The organism is Rhodococcus sp. NPDC060176, from assembly GCF_042728675.1.
GTDB lineage: Bacteria > Actinomycetota > Actinomycetes > Mycobacteriales > Mycobacteriaceae > Rhodococcus_F.
Genome location: NZ_JBHWYS010000001.1, coordinates 1330891 through 1350072 on the forward strand (window position 1 = coordinate 1330891; position 19182 = coordinate 1350072).

At 61.7% G+C, this 19182-nt stretch carries 12 protein-coding genes; 4 read left to right on the forward strand and 8 right to left on the reverse strand.

What is annotated here, in order from left to right; all coding sequences use genetic code 11:
- Window positions 1-36: 36 nt before the first annotated feature.
- Genes ACFWEM_RS06470 through ACFWEM_RS06480 form a run of 3 tightly spaced genes read right to left on the reverse strand, consistent with a single transcriptional unit; the run spans window position 37 to window position 4401 of the window.
- Window positions 37-1464 carry a condensation domain-containing protein gene (locus ACFWEM_RS06470; RefSeq protein WP_378532101.1) on the reverse strand — a complete coding sequence of 476 codons (1428 nt, stop codon included), beginning with the start codon at window positions 1462-1464 and terminating at the stop codon, window positions 37-39.
- Window positions 1464-2936 (reverse strand): condensation domain-containing protein, encoded by a 1473-nt coding sequence (locus ACFWEM_RS06475; protein ID WP_378532103.1) that lies wholly within the window; start codon window positions 2934-2936, stop codon window positions 1464-1466. Before ACFWEM_RS06475 ends, ACFWEM_RS06470 begins: the two co-directional genes overlap by 1 nt.
- Window positions 2869-4401: a condensation domain-containing protein gene (locus tag ACFWEM_RS06480; protein WP_378532105.1), complete on the reverse strand. Its 1533-nt coding sequence runs from the start codon at window positions 4399-4401 to the stop codon at window positions 2869-2871. Before ACFWEM_RS06480 ends, ACFWEM_RS06475 begins: the two co-directional genes overlap by 68 nt.
- A gap of 472 nt (window positions 4402-4873) precedes the next feature.
- Between ACFWEM_RS06480 and sthA the strand changes: the two genes are divergently transcribed.
- A complete protein-coding gene (gene sthA / locus ACFWEM_RS06485) occupies window positions 4874-6286 on the forward strand; it encodes a Si-specific NAD(P)(+) transhydrogenase (protein WP_283302488.1) in 1413 nt (470 codons plus the stop codon).
- Window positions 6287-6437: 151 nt separating this feature from the next.
- On the forward strand, window positions 6438-7340 hold the full coding sequence (locus tag ACFWEM_RS06490) for a hypothetical protein (RefSeq protein WP_378532107.1): 903 nt from the start codon (window positions 6438-6440) through the stop codon (window positions 7338-7340).
- A gap of 397 nt (window positions 7341-7737) precedes the next feature.
- Here the strand turns inward: ACFWEM_RS06490 and ACFWEM_RS06495 are convergent, their stop codons facing one another.
- Both ACFWEM_RS06495 and ACFWEM_RS06500 read right to left on the reverse strand, forming a co-directional pair.
- Window positions 7738-8172 (reverse strand): hypothetical protein, encoded by a 435-nt coding sequence (locus ACFWEM_RS06495; RefSeq protein ID WP_378532109.1) that lies wholly within the window; start codon window positions 8170-8172, stop codon window positions 7738-7740.
- Between the two features lie 49 nt (window positions 8173-8221).
- A complete protein-coding gene (locus ACFWEM_RS06500) occupies window positions 8222-9229 on the reverse strand; it encodes a helix-turn-helix domain-containing protein (RefSeq protein WP_378532111.1) in 1008 nt (335 codons plus the stop codon).
- 358 nt (window positions 9230-9587) lie between these two features.
- Between ACFWEM_RS06500 and ACFWEM_RS06505 the strand changes: the two genes are divergently transcribed.
- Entirely contained in the window at window positions 9588-12107 is a 2520-nt protein-coding gene (locus ACFWEM_RS06505) for a response regulator transcription factor (protein ID WP_378532113.1), read from the forward strand.
- A gap of 7 nt (window positions 12108-12114) precedes the next feature.
- On the opposite strand, the gene ACFWEM_RS06510 is transcribed toward ACFWEM_RS06505, so the two are convergent.
- The gene (locus tag ACFWEM_RS06510; RefSeq protein WP_378532115.1) at window positions 12115-12870 is read right to left on the reverse strand and encodes a MerR family transcriptional regulator; all 756 of its coding nucleotides are present in this window, start codon (window positions 12868-12870) and stop codon (window positions 12115-12117) included.
- Between the two features lie 321 nt (window positions 12871-13191).
- Between ACFWEM_RS06510 and ACFWEM_RS06515 the strand changes: the two genes are divergently transcribed.
- The gene (locus tag ACFWEM_RS06515; protein WP_378532118.1) at window positions 13192-16647 is read left to right on the forward strand and encodes an indolepyruvate ferredoxin oxidoreductase family protein; all 3456 of its coding nucleotides are present in this window, start codon (window positions 13192-13194) and stop codon (window positions 16645-16647) included.
- Between the two features lie 93 nt (window positions 16648-16740).
- Here the strand turns inward: ACFWEM_RS06515 and ACFWEM_RS06520 are convergent, their stop codons facing one another.
- Together ACFWEM_RS06520 and ACFWEM_RS06525 are read right to left on the reverse strand one after the other, a co-directional pair.
- Window positions 16741-17394, reverse strand: a complete 654-nt coding sequence (locus ACFWEM_RS06520) for an LppP/LprE family lipoprotein (protein ID WP_378532120.1) — start codon at window positions 17392-17394, stop codon at window positions 16741-16743.
- A 97-nt stretch (window positions 17395-17491) separates the two neighbouring features.
- Window positions 17492-19171 carry an amidohydrolase gene (locus tag ACFWEM_RS06525; protein WP_378532122.1) on the reverse strand — a complete coding sequence of 560 codons (1680 nt, stop codon included), beginning with the start codon at window positions 19169-19171 and terminating at the stop codon, window positions 17492-17494.
- Between the last annotated feature and the right edge of the window lie 11 nt (window positions 19172-19182).

Genomic DNA, 19182 nt, shown 5'->3' on the forward strand with positions numbered 1-19182 from the left:
AGTGTCAAACAGACCTGGGGGTGATCAACAGTCTGTCTACGGCGTCGACAGAATCTCGGAGACACGCTCGAGGAAGGTATGCACTGTCCGGGCCGCGGGTGCCGGAAACCTGGTGCGCACTGCCAATCCGTCGTGAGTGCGAGAGAACCAGAACTGAACGTCGTCCGCGCTCGACACGCGACTGAGTTGCTGCGGATTGATCGGCGCGGGCTGTGATTCGCAGGGCTGTGATTTGCAGGGCTGTGATTTGCAGGACGGCGATTCGCTGGACTGTGATGTACGGGGGCGCGATCCACCAGGCATGCTTCGGTAGTCGGCGTAGGACACCGAGAAGATGTCTCTGCGAGTGGGCGAAACCTCGGGCCCCAAGCTCCGCAACACTTGTCTCGACGACACGGACGACAGTGAAAGTGACTCGTGGAAAGCGAGATTGACTGCCCGAGCAGTGCTGTGAAGATTGTCCATGCTCGTCACGGTGATGGGCGCATTGGCCACCAGCCAACCGAAGGTGTGGTTGTGTCGGGGTTCTCGACGGGTGTGGACCGGGAACAGTAGGGGTGTGTCCCTCTTGCCGGTCAATTGTGTTGTGGCCAAACCGACCGACGCGAGAATCGCGCCGAACGACGAGTGTCGATGATCGGCGCAGTTCTGGTCGAACAGCTCTGCTTCGCCGGCGTCGAGGAGCATCCGGGTGTCTGTGCCCTGGGGCGACATGGTCCCGGCGGGCAGTCCCAGATCTACGGGAAAATGGGGAGTGTCACCCCCGCATGATCGGAGGAAGGACCGCCAACCCGCGATGCGGTGGTCGCCGGGCTCTGGATCCGCGGTTGCCGATTCACGGAAGCAGTAGTTGAGGAAACTCCCGGGCTCCGGCAAGAGATCCGACGCGATCGGAACACGGTCCGCCCGCGTGTATTCGCGATACAGAGTGCTGATCTCGGTAATTGCGATGCTCATGGACCAACCGTCGCAGATGGCGTGGTCGAACCCGCAGATCACTGTTGACTGGTCCTCGCGGGTGATGGCACCGAGAAAGTACGCGGGAAACGCAAAAGGGTTGCACCATCGATCCAAGCGCTCGCCCAAGAGTTCTCGTACCTGTTCAGGTGTTCGTGCGTCAGCCACTGTTTCCTCACGCAGGCGCAGATCGCCGACGTCGGCGACGTCGACGAACAGTGCCGAGGATTCGCCCGGATCTTCGGCCTGGGAGAACGAGCACGACAGGGCGTCGTGACGGGACGTCCATTCCTCGAAGCTGGCCTTGAGTGCGTTGGTGTCGATGGGGCCGGGAACGTCGAAAGTGGCAGCGAGCCAGGTCGTATCGCCGCGGCTGCCGGCAAGATGCAGCTGCTGATTGGAGGTCGGAGGAACCGGATACGTCGATCCGGTGGAGATGTCGCTCGGCGTCCACTGCAGGATGCGGCCCGGCCGTGCCTCGAACCTGTCGAGAAAGGTGATGTGCATCAGGCGGTCTCCACTTCCTGACGTGCATCCGCCTGACGAACGACCCGGTAGTCGCCGGCATCAGCGACCGTTCTCAGGACGTTGCGGAGATGTCGAAGGTATCGATTCACCGATGTGTGTGCCTGCTCGGTGTCGGGAAAGCTGACCATCACATACGTACGGTCTTCCTTCCTGTTGATCCACATCGACAGATCACCCGTCGTTCCGGGCCCACCCAGTGCGCGTGCTTCGAGTTCGTCGTGGTGCTCGGCACCGGGAATCAGGCGCATGTCGATGTACGACACCATCGGCGGGACCGACGTTCCGCCGATGTCGGATCCGGTCAACTTCGACACCTCGGCAATCACCGAATGGATGGACACGTCCGCGAGCCCCTTCACTGCGGCGCGAGCAGCGTGGGCAAGGGGGAGTGCATCGGTGAAGCTCGTGACACCACTCAGCGTGAACGAGACCGGGACGAGATTGATGAACCAGCCTTGAGAATAACGGTATCTCGGATCGGAGCGAGTGCCGACCGCGTTGAGCGCGAAATAGTTCGCTCTGTTCGCGACCTCGATCTCGGTGAGGGCGAGGGCGGCGAAAATCCCCGTGGAGAAGCCGACGCCATTGGCCTTGCACAGCGCCGCGAATGCAGCCGACTCGTCGCTGTCGAGAACGTCGATATGTGTGCGCGTCGACCGGGTCTGCTCGCCCCGCGCCACGCCGAGGCCGAGGGGGAACGTCGGGAGTTGTCCGGCATTGGCGGCGAGAATCGAAATCCACTGCTGCACAGGCGCTGCGGCCAGGTCGAGGTTCCCCGCTGCTGCCCGTTCTTCGCCGCTGTACTCGACATAACTGCCGGGAGAGGGAAGCTGATCGTCGATGCCGGCGCTTTCGGCGACGTACAGGGCACGAAGTTCTTCGACGCCCAGCATCAGCGACAGGCCGTCAGTATGCGAGTGATCGACGCCGTAGTAGATGGTGAAGCCGGCGCCCGTGCCATGTTCGACGGCGCCACTGATGAACGAGGGCCACTGCAGTGGGCTGGTATCGCCGGCGAAACTTCGGCTCACGTGTTCGCGAACCGCATCTGTCGTGTTCAGGGGACCGACGCTGTGTGACGTGAGTTCGATCGTCGACGCCTCCACCACCCGACGGTCGATGACCCCTCTACCAGCGGGATCTTCGGATGGTCTGACCTCGAACCAACTGTGCAGTGTGTTGTGCCGCAGGACAAAAGCCTGCACTGCCCGCCGCAGGGCCTCCCGATCGAGATCACCGGGCAGAGTGAAGGTGAATCCGATCCACGGTGACCAGTCGACGCCTTGTGAGCGCTTGTGGTCGGCGGTACGAATGTGTCCCTCTTGCAGGAACGAGAGCGGTTGTTCGCTCCGTGGTGCCCTGGATGCCGCCGCCAGGGATTGCTCAGTAGGCCTGAACTCGGTGAGCGTCCCGGCTTTCGGTGCCCAGAGATCGATCGGTGTCATTTCCATGAGAGTTCTCCTCGATCGGTGCAGCGGTATTGATCGGTGCAGCGGTATTGATCGGTGTAGCGGTGTCAGTCGACGCTGCGGATGTTTCGGTCAGGAAGGCAAAGTCCTCCATCTCACGGCGTAGCAACCCGGCGAACTGATGGATGTGGCGGCTCGTGCGCGCGTTGCCCGGGTGGCGTATGGCCAGATTGAGCCCTTCCGGCGTCCGCGTCAGCCAGATGTAGACGTCGGTTCCCGAATGATCGCGACTACGAAGGCCTCTGGTCTGCCAGCTCGTCCACTGCTCGGCACCGGGAACGTGACGAACGTCCATGTAGGAGAGCACGAACGGCAGGTGCTGCGGGCAGTCGATCAGCTCACACACTTTCGAATACGGCAAGGCCGCTGCGGGTCGGACGCGTCGTACCGCCGCGCCGGCAACCTGGGCCAGATCGCTTACAGTAGCGGCGGGGGCAATCGGAATCCTCACCGGCACAACACCGATGAACCATCCCAGGGATGCAGCCCATCGAAGCTCCGAACGGGTGTGTTGCGGCACGACGACGCGGAATTCGTCTGCACCGGTGAGATCGACGGTCACTTTGGCCGCGCACGCGAGTATCGCGGCAAGGAAACCTTGGTTGCTGCGCTTGCTCGCTTCTGCCAGGCGTTCGGCTCCCCGGGCGCTCAGAAGCCAGGCGGACAGGCTTTGCTGAGGAACTCGGCGTCCGGTGACCGGTTCGGGTAACGCCGGAAAGAGCGGAGCCTCACCGTGCGTGTAGAACTCACGCCACGTCTGCACCGCAGGGTGGAAGCAGTCCGCGTGTTCCACGAGATCTCGTTCCGTGGTGCCGAAGTCGATGTAGCTCCCGGTCTCCGGCGGCGAGGTAGGGCTTCCCTCGCTCAACGATCGGTAGATCGTCTGCAGTTCATGCGCGGTCAGCGCAACCGAATATCCGTCCAGCAGAGCATGATCAGCGGCGAAAACCACGGTGAAATGATTGGGACTTTCAATCGTCGCGAATTGATACGCAGGCCAGACGAGTGGATCGGTCGACCGGTCGAGCAGTCGCTGCAGGTGCGTGAAGACGGACATCGAGGACGCCAGGTGTCCGACTTCGGTGCCCAGAATCCGGACGTCTCCGGGCCCCGCGGTGCGTCGGACTATCGCTTCGCCCTCTGTGGCGACGTGTGTCCGCAGCACTTCGTGGCGATCGATCCAATGATCGAGTGCAGCCGCCCAGATCCTTCGGTCGAGTCGATCGTGGATGCGAAACGAGGTACCCAACCAGGAGGGAGTGCATCCGTCGATCTGATGGTGCACCTGCTGTTTCATCTGTTCGGCATGTTTCAAGTGTGCTTCGTGAATGTAGCTGGCGGGACGCTGGTCGACAGGCCAATGCTCGGGCGGATTCACCGCAGCGGGAGTCCACTCGGTGACGGTCCCAGGCGGTAAGGGATAGTCGGCAAGTTCCGTGAATTCCATTGGGAAACCTGATCTCTCGAGATGGCGAAAGGTGGGGATCGTGAACGGGGCGGATGTTTGTAACCGAGAGTGACAGATGATTAGTCAAGGCAAGTAGAACGCGACCCGAGGCTGCGCGCAACTGCTTCGGTCCGGGATGTGACGAGGAACATTCCGCTCGTTATTTCGGACAATTCGAATACTGGACATCCGGTTTACAGTCCTGGTCAGCTGTCAGTTTATCGATCAATCACTCTGTGGTGAAACAAATTTCATCAACCTGCTTCAAAAGCTGTGAGATCGCGACACATTCGAATATGCAAATAGTGGAATATGTTTGTGTGTAGTAAGTTTCGTAGAGATTCTGGTGTATCTCATTCTATTGCAACACGGTTCGTGTAGGTCCGGCGCGCGCGCTCGGTGCCGCGGATTGTTCACCGAGTATTGACATGCTCGGCATCTGCCGGTCGTATGCAGACGGTATCTGTAAGCGATGACTGATCCGATGGAATACGACCTGGTTGTGATCGGCTCCGGCCCGGGTGGGCAGAAGGCTGCCATCGCGGCCGCCAAGCTGGGTAAACGGGTGGCGATGGTCGAGAAAGGCAACATGCTCGGGGGAGTGTGCGTCAACACCGGCACCATTCCGTCGAAAACACTGCGCGAGGCGGTTCTCTACCTCACCGGGATGAACCAGCGCGAACTGTACGGCGCGAGTTACCGCGTCAAGGAGAACATCACTCCGGCCGACCTGCTGGCGCGAACCCAGCATGTCATCACCAAAGAGATCGAAGTCGTGCGATCTCAACTCCTGCGCAACCGTGTCGAATTGTTGGTAGGGGTCGGCTCGTTCGTCGACGAGCACACCATCCTCGTCGAGGACGCCTCGCGCGGAGACAAGATGACGATCACTGCGAAATTCGTCGTGATCGCGACCGGAACGTTGCCTGCCCGTCCGTCCGGTGTCTCCTTCGACAGTCACCGGGTGCTCGACTCCGACGGAATCCTCGATCTGACCTCCATCCCGACCACCATGGTCGTGGTGGGTGCGGGAGTGATCGGTATCGAGTACGCGTCGATGTTCGCGGCGCTCGGCACCAAGGTCACCGTCGTCGAAAAGAGAACGTCGATGCTGGACTTCTGTGACCCCGAGGTCATCGAATCGCTGCGGTTCCATCTGCGCGATCTGGCGGTCACCTTCCGATTCGGTGAGGAAGTGACGGCAGTCGACGTCGGAGCGAACGGAACGCTCACGACGCTGCGCAGCGGCAAGCAGATTCCCGCCGAGACCGTGATGTACTCGGCTGGACGTCAAGGTCTCACGGCGCCACTGGCGCTGGAGAACGCCGGCCTGGAGGCAGACGAACGCGGGCGTATCTACGTCGACGACAATTTCCGCACCAAGGTCGAACACATCTACGCCGTCGGTGACGTCATCGGATTCCCGGCATTGGCGGCGACGTCGATGGATCAGGGTCGACTCGCGGCCTACCATGCCTTCGACGAACCCGGCGCGAAACTGATGGATCTGCAGCCGATCGGCATCTACTCGATTCCCGAGGTGTCGTACGTCGGCGCCACCGAAGTGGATCTGACCAAGGAGTCGGTGCCGTACGAAGTCGGGGTTTCCCGATACCGTGAACTCGCGCGTGGACAGATCGGCGGTGACACCTACGGAATGCTCAAGATTCTGGTGTCGACGGATGACCTCAAACTGCTCGGTGTTCATATCTTCGGCTCGGGTGCAACGGATCTCGTGCATATCGGTCAAGCGGTGATGGGGTGCGGCGGGACCGTCGAATACCTTGTCGACGCCGTCTTCAACTACCCGACGCTGTCCGAGGCGTACAAGGTGGCGGCGCTCGACGTCATGAACAAGATCAGGGCTCTCAAGCAGTTCCACTAGGGGTCGGGGTGTCCTCAGGTACCGGTCAGGGTTGGTCGGTGTACTTCTCGGGTAGCACTTGTTCGAATACCTGAGGGTGATGTCAGGACTGGGGAAATAGGGCAGGGTTTACGTCTATGACCATTGCTCTGGAACTTCGTGTGGACTTTCGATGCTGATCGGACTGATAGCCGCAATCGTGGCGTGTGTCGGATACGGCGTTGCGTCGGTGCTGCAGGCATACGGTGCGCGCAAGTCGGCAGCAGCCGCCGAGCAGCGGGGGGAGTCCGGGCACGTGACGGCGTCGGGTGGCCCGACCTTGCGGTCGACGTTCGCAGCCGCGCTGACGGCGTCGTTCATTCTGGGCACCGTGCTCGATGCGGTCGGATTCGCCGGTAGTGCGATCTCCGCGCGGCTCATTCCATTGTTCTTGTCGCAGAACGTGGTCAGCGCCAATCTCGTCATCACGGCGGTGCTGGGGACCGTGGTCCTGGGCATCCAGCTGCATCGCCGCGACTGGTTCGCGATCGCCGCTGTGATCGGATCGCTCCTACTGCTCGGCTTGTCGTCGGGTCACGCGGGTGGCGGGAGTTCCAATGACGTCGTCCACTGGGGCGTCCTCGTGGGCTCGGCGTTGATCTTGTCGATCGGCATCGGTTTGATCCGATGGTTGGGTTCACGCGCAGCAGTTGTCGCCGGATTGATCTCGGGTGTGCTGTTCGGCTGTCTGGCCATTGCCGTACGCGTGGTCTACGGAATCGATCCGTTCGAAATCGGCATGATGCTCCGCGATCCGGCCGGGTGGGCAATCCTCGTCTCGGGCCTGGGCGGTTTCTATCTGCACACGGTCGCGCTGCAGCTGGGGTCCGTCAACGGAGCGACGGCGGCTCTGGTTGTCGGCGAGACGGTTGTTCCGGGAATCGTCGGCGTCGTGGTACTCGGTGACGCGTCGCGACCGGGCCTGGAATGGCTTGCCGTCGTCGGCTTCGTAGGGGCGATCGCCGGTGCCGTCGCCGTGGCAGTCTTCGGCGCCGCGACCCACGAGGAGAAGCCGGTCGAAGAAGTGACCGTTTGATGTGCCGGAAGTCGCGTGAATCGTAGTCCTTTCGAGCTAATACTTTTGGTGGATAGCGCTTTTCGCTCGAACTCTGCATGGCGTTGTTGCAACCGTTCGACGGCATCTGCAGTTCCAGGGTTCGCAGGAACAGTTGTCGCAATTCGGTGGGCCCAGCGATAACGGAAACCGCATTCTGGCAGATAGTTCTAGTGCGCGACCGATGCCTCGCATACGTCATGTGGTCACAGGCAGCGGGATGTTGACCGGAGGAAATCAATGAGCAGCTTGGACATTCAACGTTGGTCGAACGACTTCACCGCCCTCACCAAGGTCATATCGGAAGGCATCGAACAGTTTGTTCTTCGGTTCATTTCCAGCTGAAATGATCTGCTGAATTGTGATGAAGCAGAGTTACTTACGGAGTTTCCGAGGCCTGGGCCGGGGCGAGCACGTAGGAGAACACGTACGTCACCAGGGCGATGACCGCCAGTACGATCAAGGACGTCGGGAATCCTCCGGCATCTCGCACCGGGTCACCCGTAGCGATGACAGCCGCCATGAACACCGTGGCCACCAGTAGCGTCACCGCCATCGTCGAATACGCAGCGAACCGATGCTTCCAGCGGCGGACTGTGCGCGCCGGCCATCTCTGGCCTGTGCTCAGCGCACAGCGCCCGCCTGCAACAGCGCTGGAGCCGACAATCAGCCCGACCATCGCTCCGATGAAGGCGGGTATGAACAGTCCTACCCAGGACCAGGCTCCATCGCCGACTATCGGGATCATCACGGCGACACCTGTGACGGCGCCGGTGAGCGCGGCCAGACTCAGTTCCTTGTCGACCCAGCTCATGGATCAACTAGAACACAGGCACGATCGCGGGGCTGTGAAGTATTGCGATTCAAGGGCTGAAGAACTCGAGGCGGCGGTGCAGACGCGAGATCGACGGGTCTCCGATCGTGCGTCTGCCGTCTGTGCGTGCCTGGCTCGGGGTCATCCCGTAGAAGTCCTTGAACGCGCGCGCCAACTGGGACTTGGACGTGAAGCCGCAACGCTGCGCCAGCGCTTCGATCGTTTCGTTCGGCATCTCGGCTCGGGTCAACTCGCGATACACGAGTTCGAGACGCTTGCGCCGTATGACAAGCGCAATTCCGCCGTCGGACGCGAACGCGCGGTAGAGCTGGGCCCGGGAGACCGACAGGGCCGCGCACATGGTCGTAGGCCCCAGCCAGGTCTCGGAGAGATGCTCGGCAATGTAGGCGTACGCACGATCGCGGAGAGAGTGATCGGGCCGCGGCAACAAGTCGGGCTCGGCGATACCCAAGCTGACGCGGAGAAGTGAAGCGACGACGTCCTCGTAGCCGGCCGCAGCATCGGGGTCGAGATGCGGCAGCGCCAGTACGACCGATTGCAGGCACTGAGCGAGAACGTAGGCGGGAACTCCGCGCAGGACCGTTCCGTGGAGGGAACGACCCTTGGACTCGGCCTCGACGAGAGAGCGCGGGGCGAGGAGCGTGATGGTGCGCCCTGTCGCCTCGGCTTCGGCGGCGGCGGTCCAGGTCCGCCCTAGGTCGAAGAACGTGACGTCCCCTGGGCGGGCGACAAAATCCACCCCCTCGGCATCACCACTCACCTGCCCGTCGAGGACGACCTGGATCATGTACTGATCGTCGAGTCCGCTCTCGGCGATGACGATTTTGTTTCGGGTGTACTTCTGCGCATTGAAGGTAGTTTCACCGATCAGCGAGGTCCCGATGGGCAGAGCGGATATCGAGCCTTCGAGCGGAGTGTCGGCACCCACCGGTTCGGTGACGAAGAACGGACGCGTCGCGTCGCGCCAGAAGTCGTCGGCATCTGCGGGGGCGACCGATCCGGTCGACACGCGAATGCGGGCGGAATTGATCGACACGCGGGCATGATATGTCAGATCCTGCAGGCCGCAGTCACTCTCCCGCAAATAATCGTCGATAGTGATCGAGCCCACATATTGAGACAAAACGGACGAGTTTTTGAGACGCACGGCCCTCGCGTGTCGTGCAGATTCTGTCTATGTTGTTCGTTATGGGTGGACAGGCTGTGAGTTCGGTTCTCGAACGAAATCTCGAATTCGGTGGGGCTCGGCTGCTCACTGGCCGACAATCGTGACGTCCCCTCCGAATCGATCACAGCTATCCCGAGCAAAGCGAAACCCGCGCGGAACGGGCTCGCTGCATCGGCGTCTCGCGGGTCGTGGACCGACCGCGGTACGCCCTCGCCTCCTGGCTTTGATGGAGCGCCCCGCGGGGTTGACGGTCATCGACTCGCCCCGAGGGTTCGGCAAGACCGAACTCGCGGCCTTGTGGTTGACGACTCTCGGGACGGTGCCGAGTAGACCGGTTGTGTGGGTGCCGGCACCGTCGAAACGGATGACCCCCGTCGACTACTGGAACTCGGCTTTCGCCCTGATTCAGGATTCGCTGGAATCGCTGAAGGCTCCGCCACGAATCCTCGACGATCCGGTGGGAGCTGTCGAATCACTTCTCCACTCCTCGGCTACGCCGTTCGTGTTGGTGTTCAATCGCATCGACCTGGTCGAGGGAGACGAGGTGGGGCACCAACTCGTTGACCTGATCGTGCGGTTGCCCGGGTTGAAAGTGATTGTCACGCTCCAGGATCGATCTGCAACGGACTTGCTCGACGGTGTACGCGTGGACGAGTACCTATGCATGAACGACCTCAGATACACACTCGACGAGTCCACGATTCTGTTTGCGGACGCCGGGATTCACCTTCCGTCCGGCATCGTGCATTCGATCTGCGAACGCGTTGCGGGTGTCCCTGTTCTGATGAAGGTTGCTCTGAGCGCGGTTGCGGGGCTGAGTGAACCGAATCGCGGGCGTGAACGCGTTCAGAAGCGGGTGGACCAGGCGATCCTCGCTTACGTCAGTCGGACCGCTCCTCGATCGGGCAAAGCGCTCGAGCTGTTCGACTTCGCGACGACGATCGCCGCCGCGCGCACGGTCACGCCTGCGATCGCGGCCGTCGTGTCCGACGACCTTGACGTGACGGGCAAACTCGACGTGCTCGAGTCTTTCGGACTCATCTTCCGGGACGGTCGCGCCGGGGAGCCGGCCTGGTATTTTGCGCCGTCAGTTCGACTGGCGCTCATACGGACACGGTCCGAACAAGGGGCGAGATTCGAAGACCCCTTTCCAGCTCTCGTCGACCACGCTCTCGCGACTTCGGATTTCGCCAGTGCAGTCCGCTACGCGATGGACGGTCGTCAGTGGCTTCGCGCGCTCGACATACTCGAACGGCACTGGGCCGATCTCTTGGTCGATCACACTGGACTGATTCGAACGGCGTTGCAATCGATTCCCAGTGAAGTCCTGGCCGAGAACCCCTCGATCCTGGTGGGGCGTGACCTACTCGAATCACGCCTTCGTCCACAGTTGATGAACGGCGATTCGCTACCGACGGAACCTGCGGAGTTGCGCGCAATAGGCGGTAGTTCGCAAGCATGTAGTTTGTTGAACGTCGGGACCGTGCAATCCGTCGTACTGAGAACGTCCGGAAAGTACCAGCGCTCAACCGACATCACACGCAAGTTGGCGCACGTCGTGTACGGACTCGGCGACGAATCGTTGAGCGCGTTGGGGTCTCAACTGCCCGCCCTGCGGCTGATCTGGGGAGTCTCGCACCAGTTGACCGGTGACCTCGGTGATGCCGCGGTGGAATTGCGGCTCGCGTATCACGGCGCCGTGCAGCACGGTCCGGAGTTCGTCCTGCGGCACGCCGCAGGCAACGCTGCGCTCAACTCCGCGCTGATCGGCGATGTCACACACGCGACAGAGTGGCTTCAAGTCGAAAGCATGCACCCGGACGTTTCGGGATGGTTGGGACCACCTTCGCACATGGGCGGAGCGATCGCGCGTGCACTGGTGGCGTACGACAGCGTGGACCGGATTGCGGGCGCTGCCGCGATGGACGTGCTCGCCGAGATCACGCCGCCAGGGGATCTCTGGGCATTTGCCGCCTACGCGTACACGAGATTCGCACTGCTGCAATCAGACCCGTTCTCGGGCCTGATTTCATTGCAGCGTGCAGTGGCTACGCATGGTCACGTGAATCCGTGTGAACGATCGCTCGGTGACGCACTTCTCACCGCAGCACGCATCGATCTTCTTTTGGCGTCCGGGGAGGGTGCGAAGGCACTGGAAGAAGCAGTTGCTGCCGCGCACACGTTTGCTGTTGTCACGGTTTCTGTCGCTCGTGCGCATCTACTGACCGGAGCGCCGGCACAGGCATTGGAATTGTGCCGTGAAATTGACTGGAGTGGAGAGTATCTCACCAGAAATCGTCTCGAATCGCTGTTGATCGAATGCGCAGCGCTGTGCGAACTGGGCACAATCGCCGCTGCCGCGAGTTCATGGGAGCAGGCTCGCGGACTGCTCGAAACCTCGGGTGTCCTGTCGGCGCTGGCGACGATACCGCGGGATCTGATCGAGCGACTCGAGGAGCGGGCCGAGGGTTCGAGCAGCGCCGTCGCGGCCTTTCTCGAATCCGAAGCGCCGCAGATGTATCCGGCGGCGATCGTTCGGGTCCAATTGACGAAGCGGGAGATGGACGTTCTCGTGGAACTGGGTCTCGGCATTCCGATCGGCGAGATAGCGCGAAAGTTGTTCGTATCCAACAACACATTGAAGAGTCATCTCCGTGCCCTGTATCGCAAGCTCGGTGCGCATTCCCGCGAAGAGGCCGTCGCGGCAGCGCACCGACACAACCTACTCGGCAGCGGGCAGGACTGATTACCGGTTAGTGCAGATTGCGCTGGGCGTAGACCTTCATCGCGTCACGGACCAGCACAGCGGTGCCTTCGCCGTACTTGTCGTAGTTTGCAGTGAAGCGAGGGTCGTCGACGTACATCTGCCCGAGTCCGGTGAAGGCGTCGGCGCTGGGAGTCCTTCCCTGCCAACCGATTTTTATCCACTCGAACTGTCTCTGGGTAATCGACTGGACGTCGTCGCTATCCGCGGACAGACCGGCTGTCACTGCGGTGCCGAATGCTTCTGCGATGTCAGCTTGGTTCTGCAGATGCGCTTTTCGGTCCTGCTCGGACATCGATCGCCACCAGTTGTCCCCTCTCGTGTAGGCGTCCTTGCCCCAACGCTCGATGACCTCGTCCTTGTATCGGGTGTGGTCGAACCCGTCGAAAACATCTTCCGGCATAAGTGATTCACCTTTCTTCGTCTTGTTCAAGGTCCTGTTGACCGATTCGATCTGTCTCGAGATCCGCGTGCGCTCTTGCTCGAGAAGTTCGAGGTGGGTACGCAACGCGGCGGCCGTGTCGCGTTCACCGGTGAGGACTTCGGCGATGGCCGGCAATCCGAGTCCGAGTTCTCGGAGCAGCAGGATGCGCTGCAACCGCACCAGGGCGTCTTCGTCGTAGAAGCGGTAGCCGTTGGCGCCGATGCGCCTCGGTTCCAGGAGCCCGAGATCGCCGTAGTGACGCAGCGTTCGGCTGGTGGTACCGGCGGATTTGGCGAGTTCTTGGATGGACCATTCGCTCACGTGTAGTTCCTACTCTCGGATCGGTTGTGCTCATTCAGCATGCAAGTTGACGTTGCGTCAATGTCAAGGATGTTTTCGGTTTGCATTGTCGGGAACGTTTTATGTCCGTTTCGCCGTATCGCCACGAACGGGTCTCCAACTGATTGATTCGATGACCTAGGTCACGTGATTTGGCTCACAAATTGTCAATTTGAATAGTTGAACAAGCCTCTGTTGACGCTTTCACATACCTCGACCACGATCATCTGAACAGATCGAGTTACGCGGTTGTTGAAAATGCACGGTAGTTGAAATGCACTGCAGACGGAACGGTGGTCCACGATGACTGAACTGGTGTCGGGCGTAGCCCAGGCCAAGCCCTATGACCTCGATGATCGGTACCGGTCGGGATCGGGACCGGTGTTGCTGACCGGTGTTCAGGCAATTGCACGCGGCTTCGTCGAGCAGCACGTTCGCGACATTCGGGCAGGTAAGCGTATTGCCACCTTCGTGTCCGGTTACCAGGGCAGCCCGCTCGGCGGCGTCGACAAGATGCTTCACGGCATGCCGAAGGTACTCGCAGAACACGACATCACCTTCATCCCCGGCTTCAACGAGGAACTTGCTGCCACCGCGGTGTGGGGAAGCCAGACGGACCTCCCCGCAGGAACCGCGACCCATGACGGCGTGACCGGCGTCTGGTACGGCAAGGGCCCCGGCGTCGACCGCGCTACCGACACCATTCGCCACGCCAACATGTACGGCGTGAACCCCAAGGGCGGCGTCGTCCTCCTGGTGGGCGACGACCCGGCGTCGAAGTCATCTACGGTTCCTGCCGTCAGTGAGCGCTCGCTTGCTGCGATGGGTGTGCCGGTTCTGTTCCCGCGCAACGCCGAAGAGATCATCACGATGGGTATGCACGCTGTTGCACTCTCGCGTGTGTCCGGTTGTGTCGTGGCGCTCAAGATCGTCGCCGACGTCGCCGACGGCGCCTGGACGATCGACGGCAGCATCGCGGACTTCGACATCGTGGTTCCGGAGGTGCAGTTCGAGGGCAAGCCCTTCGTCTACAAGCAGCGTCAGATGGCCGCGCCGCCGGACAGCGTCATCGCCGAGGCCGATCTGTACGGCCCGCGATGGGATCTGGTGCACGCGTACGGAACTGCCAACAATCTCGACGTCATCGAGGTCAACCCGTCCGGTGCGAAGATCGGTATCGCGGCCACCGGGACAACTTTCGACTCCGTTCGCCAGGCGCTGGCAGACCTCGGTGTCGACGACGCCGCGCTGCACCGCGCGGGTATCCGCCTCCTCCGCATCGGCATGTGTTATCCCGTTGTGGGCGAGAAGGTTCGCGAGTTCGCCGAAGGTCTCGAGCAGATCGTCGTGGTCGAGGACAAGACCGCGTTCATCGAGGCGCAGATCCGGGAAGTCCTGTACGGCACCGACGATGCCCCACGCATCATCGGCAAGCGCGACGGCCAGGGTCGTCTGCTCATGCCTGCCAGTGGTGAGCTGACTGCAGGTCGGCTGCTGGCCCCGTTGCGCCGCGTGCTCAAGCCGCACGTCGAGCTCAAGCGCACCCTCCCGGCGCCGCTGTCGCTGAACGTGCTCTCCGCCAAGCGAACCGCGTACTTCTGCAGCGGGTGCCCCCACAACCGTTCCACCGCTATCCCCGAGGGTTCCATCGGCGGCGGCGGAATCGGTTGCCACACACTCGTCACCATGTCCGGCCGTGAGGACAGCGCTGTCACCGGTCTGACGCAGATGGGCGGCGAGGGCAGCCAGTGGATCGGGCAGGCACCGTTCACCGACGTGCCTCACCTGTTCCAGAACATCGGCGACGGCACCTTCTTCCACTCCGGTCAGTTGGCTGTCCAGGCGTGCATCGCTGCAGGCGTGAACATCACCTACAAGTTGCTCTACAACGAGGTAGTGGCGATGACCGGAGCGCAGGACGCGGAAGGTGCCCTCTCCGTTGCTCAACTCAGCCACAAGCTGACCACCGAGGGCGTCAAGCAGATCATCATCTGCGCCGACGAGCCTTCGCGTCACAACAAGCGCGCACTGGCCAAGGGAACCAAGCTCTGGCACCGCGATCGCCTCGACGAGGCTCAGAAGGAGCTTCGCGAGATCAAGGGCGTCACAGTGCTGATCTACGACCAGCACTGTGCGGCCGACGCTCGTCGTCAGCGCAAGCGCGGCACGCTGCCCACTCGCAACACTCGCGTCGTCATCAACGAGGCAGTGTGCGAGGGGTGCGGTGACTGCGGCGTCAAGTCCAACTGCCTCTCGGTCCAGCCCGTGGACACCGAGTACGGCCGCAAGACGAAGATCGATCAGACGTCCTGCAACACCGACTACACCTGCATGGACGGCGATTGCCCGTCGTTCGTGACCGTCGAACTGGTACCGGGCAAGAAGGCTCCCAAGGCCGCACGTCCCGTCCCGCCGGTCGTCGCAGATCCTGATTTCGGCCCGCTCACCACCACGCAGAACGTTTTCCTGGCGGGTATCGGCGGAACCGGCATCGTGACCGTCAACCAGGTGCTCGCCACTGCTGCATTGCGCGCAGGCCTCGAGGTGGAGAGCCTTGACCAGATCGGACTGAGCCAGAAGGCCGGACCCGTTGTCTCGCACCTGCGTTTCAGCTCCAGCGCGCTCGAGCCGTCCAACCGCCTCACCCCGGGCAGTGCGGATTGCATCGTCGCATTCGACCTGCTGACCGCGACGGACAACAAGAACCTCGACTACGGCAACTCCGAGAAGACGGTCTCCATCGCGTCGACGTCGCAGACGCCGACCGGAGACATGGTCTACGACAAGGGTGTTCGCTACCCCGAGGAGACTTCACTCCTCGCCCGCCTCGACAAGGTATCGCGCACCCTGCGTTCCTTCGACGCCCTCGCAGCGGCGCAGGAGCTGTTCGGTAACACCGCAGCTGCCAACTTCCTGCTGATCGGTGCGGCCTACCAGAGCGGCGGACTTCGTCTGCCGGCCGAGGCCATCGAAGAAGCGATCGGCATCAACGGCGTTGCCGTGGACGCGAACATCGCGGCATTCCGTTGGGGTCGCGCAGCAATTGCCGACACCGCTGCGTTCTCGGCCGTCACCACGCCGGCCAAGTCCGTCCGCGAACCCGTTGTCGCACCGGCTCACATGTTCGCCGGAACCACCTTCACCGGTGAAACCCTGCGACTGGTGGAACTGCGTGCTGCGCAGCTCATCGAGTTCCAGTCCGTCAAGATCGCCCAGCGTTACATCGATCAGGTCCAGGCAGTCTGGACTGCCGAGCGTGCCGCAACCGAGCGGACCGACTTCAGCGAAGCGGTTGCCCGCGGCCTGTTCAAGTTCACCGCGTACAAGGACGAGTACGAAGTTGCTCGTATGCTGGTCGACCCCGCATTCATCGAGGACGTCAAGTCTCAGGTGCCGGCCGGGGAGAACCTGACCTACAAGCTCCACCCGCCGATCCTGCGAGTGATGGGTCGCAAGAAGAAGATCGGTCTGGGACCCAAGTCGCATGTTGCACTGAAGGTTCTGGCCAAGGGCAAGAAGCTTCGCGGCACCAAGCTCGATCCCTTCGGCTACATGCACGTCCGCAAGGTCGAGCGTGAACTGCTCGCCGAGTACGAGGCCATGATCGCTGACCTCTCTCGTACGCTCGCAACCGACGGATACGATCGCGCCGTCGAGATCGCGGCGCTGCCGGACGTGGTTCGTGGCTACGAGGACATCAAGCTCGGCAACATCGAGCTGTACAAGACTCGCCTGCGTGAACTCGGCGTCAGCGAGTAACAGCGTCAGCGAGTAGCTCGAAGAAACTGTGCCCCAGTAACCGTTGTTGCTGGGGCACAGTCGTGTTCGGAGCCGAATCGTACGTAGACAGGTTCAGGAGGGCGGGAACTGACCGTCGGCAACCACGGCGCTTCCGTTCCACGTGAAGTTCACGATGTTCGGTCCGCCTTGGGGGCAGCAGAATGCGTCGTCGTCCAGCAGCCAACGGTATTGGACGGATACCGAATCCTTGTTGCTGTCGATGACGTGTGTGTATGAATACGGCTTACTGGTAGCCGTGCCCAGGTAGGTTCCGTCGCGGAAAAACAGAACGTGTGTCTGATACGTAGCATCGCCGACGCCGTCGCCGTCGACCGAAACCCAGAGCAGGTCAGGGCAATTACCGACCTGCTCCTCGCTCGAGGATGTCGGTATCCAGTTACCTCCGTTGACGTCGGTACCCAGCGTGCTGATGGCATCGGTGACGAGCGGAGAGCCGACGTCGAGACAGGGACCCGAAGCGGGGACTGCTGTCGTAGTCGCTGTCATGGATGCGCTTGTGCGGGTGTCCGATTGTGGCGGGGGAGAACTCGCTACCGTCGTCTCGGATTCGCTTGCCGTCGAAGACGCCGCCGCCGAACTTGCTGTCGTTGAACTCGCCGCTTCAGGTGTTCCTTCGGTCGACCCGCAACCGGCGACCGTCAGGGCAGTGGTGGTCAGCAGTGCAACGGCCGCGGCGACGACCGAAATCGGAGCTTTCCTGCGCATGCGTCCTCCAGAGAGTATGGGTTCACGTGTTCAAGTCCCTCCTTCGTTCTGTCGCCGGGATATGCGTTTGCGTTATCGAACAACTGGTAACGATCGGCTATCGGGGTTCGCTGTTCGCGGCCTCGCTGTTCGCGGCTCCGGCGTTCGCAACTTCCGATGCGTCGTATCGCACGGATCCGGCAACCACAGTCAATGCGATATCCGTGGTCAGGAGAGAATCGACCCCTTCGGTGAACGGATCTTGTTTCAGCACGACAAAATCGGCTGCTTTACCCCGAACCAGTTGGCCGGTCACATCTTCCCACCTGCACGAGTAGGCAGCGTCACGAGTTGCGTGAGCGAGCGCGTCCGCGAGTGGGAGGGCGTACTTCGGCAGATTGGGTGCCAGCGACGGATCGATTGCGGATCGACGGGTGGTGGCGATGAACATGTTCGGCAGCGGCGGGTGAGGCGCCGTCGGAGCGTCGGAACCCAACGCCAGAACCGCTCCGGCCTCGGTGAATTCAGGCCAGGGGTACGCGCGATTCACCCGATAGTCGCCGAGCATCGCCTGCCAGTTCTCCTGAATCGCAGGGTCAGCGTGAACCGGTTGCATCGAGGCGATGATGCCCAGGCGGGCCAGCCGTTCGACGTTGTCTCGCGTGATGGACTCCAAGTGTTCCATTCGGTGCCTGCGGGGAATGTCTCCGTTGGCGGCGATCGCGTACTCGAGTGCAGTCAATCCGATTTCCGACGCCTCGTCGCCGATCGCGTGCATGGCGATCTGCAGGCCGGCGGCGTCAGCTGCGGTCACGACCGGGATCAAGGACTCCAGATCCCAGATAGGCTCGGCATTGGTGCCGTTGGAGTAAGGTTCTTTCATTGCGGCAGTGCAGCTGTCGATCACTCCGTCGATGATGATCTTGATTCCGGCGATGCGGAGCCACGGCCCTTGGATGCGTTTGTGGAGTTCGGTGGCCTCGTGAACTTGCCGCACGTTGTCGGCCTCGTTGTCTTCGCGGGTCATCAGCCAGTGAGCCGCGACTCGTAGCGGGAGAGTGCCGTTCCCGGCCTCCAAAGCTCTTTCCAGCGCGGCCAATTCGTCCGCGCCGAGGGCCATGTCCACCGCACCGGTCACGCCGTCCTCGAGATAGTGGCGGAACGTGAGCGCGAGGGCGGCGTCCCGGTCCTCGTCCGAAGCGAGTTCCGCCAGTTTCGGCCAGACGTAGAGCATCATGGCCGTCTCGTACAGCATTCCGGTGGCTTCTCCGGTGTCCGGATCCCGGCCGATACGACCGCCGATCGGATCGGGAGTGTCCGCGTCGATGCCGAGTTCTCGCAGTGCTGCGGTGTTCACCCAGACCGAATGTACGTCGTTGGCGTCGAGGTACACCGGGCGATCGGGTACGACGGCGTCGATCATCTCTCGCGTGGGGTGCTCTCCGTTCAGCGCCGAGAACAACCAACTGCGACCCAACAGGCGCGGCGCGTCCGGGTTCGATTCCGCGAATTGCCGGATGCTGGACTGAATGTCGGCAAGATCGGTGGCATCGAGGAGATCGAGCTTCTGCAGCGCGAATCCCATCATGACCAAATGTGTATGGGCGTCGACAAAACCGGGGAGCACGACCGCACCTTCCAGGTCGACCACCTCGGCGTCGGGAGCCAGGATTTCGGCATAGACGGTCTCGCCCACGAACCTGAGCTGTTGGCCCTCGACGACTATCGATTCGGCCCACCCGTCCTCGGCGGCCGTGAAGATCTTTCCGTTTCGGTAGTGAGTGATGCTGTCATTCATGACTTCTACGT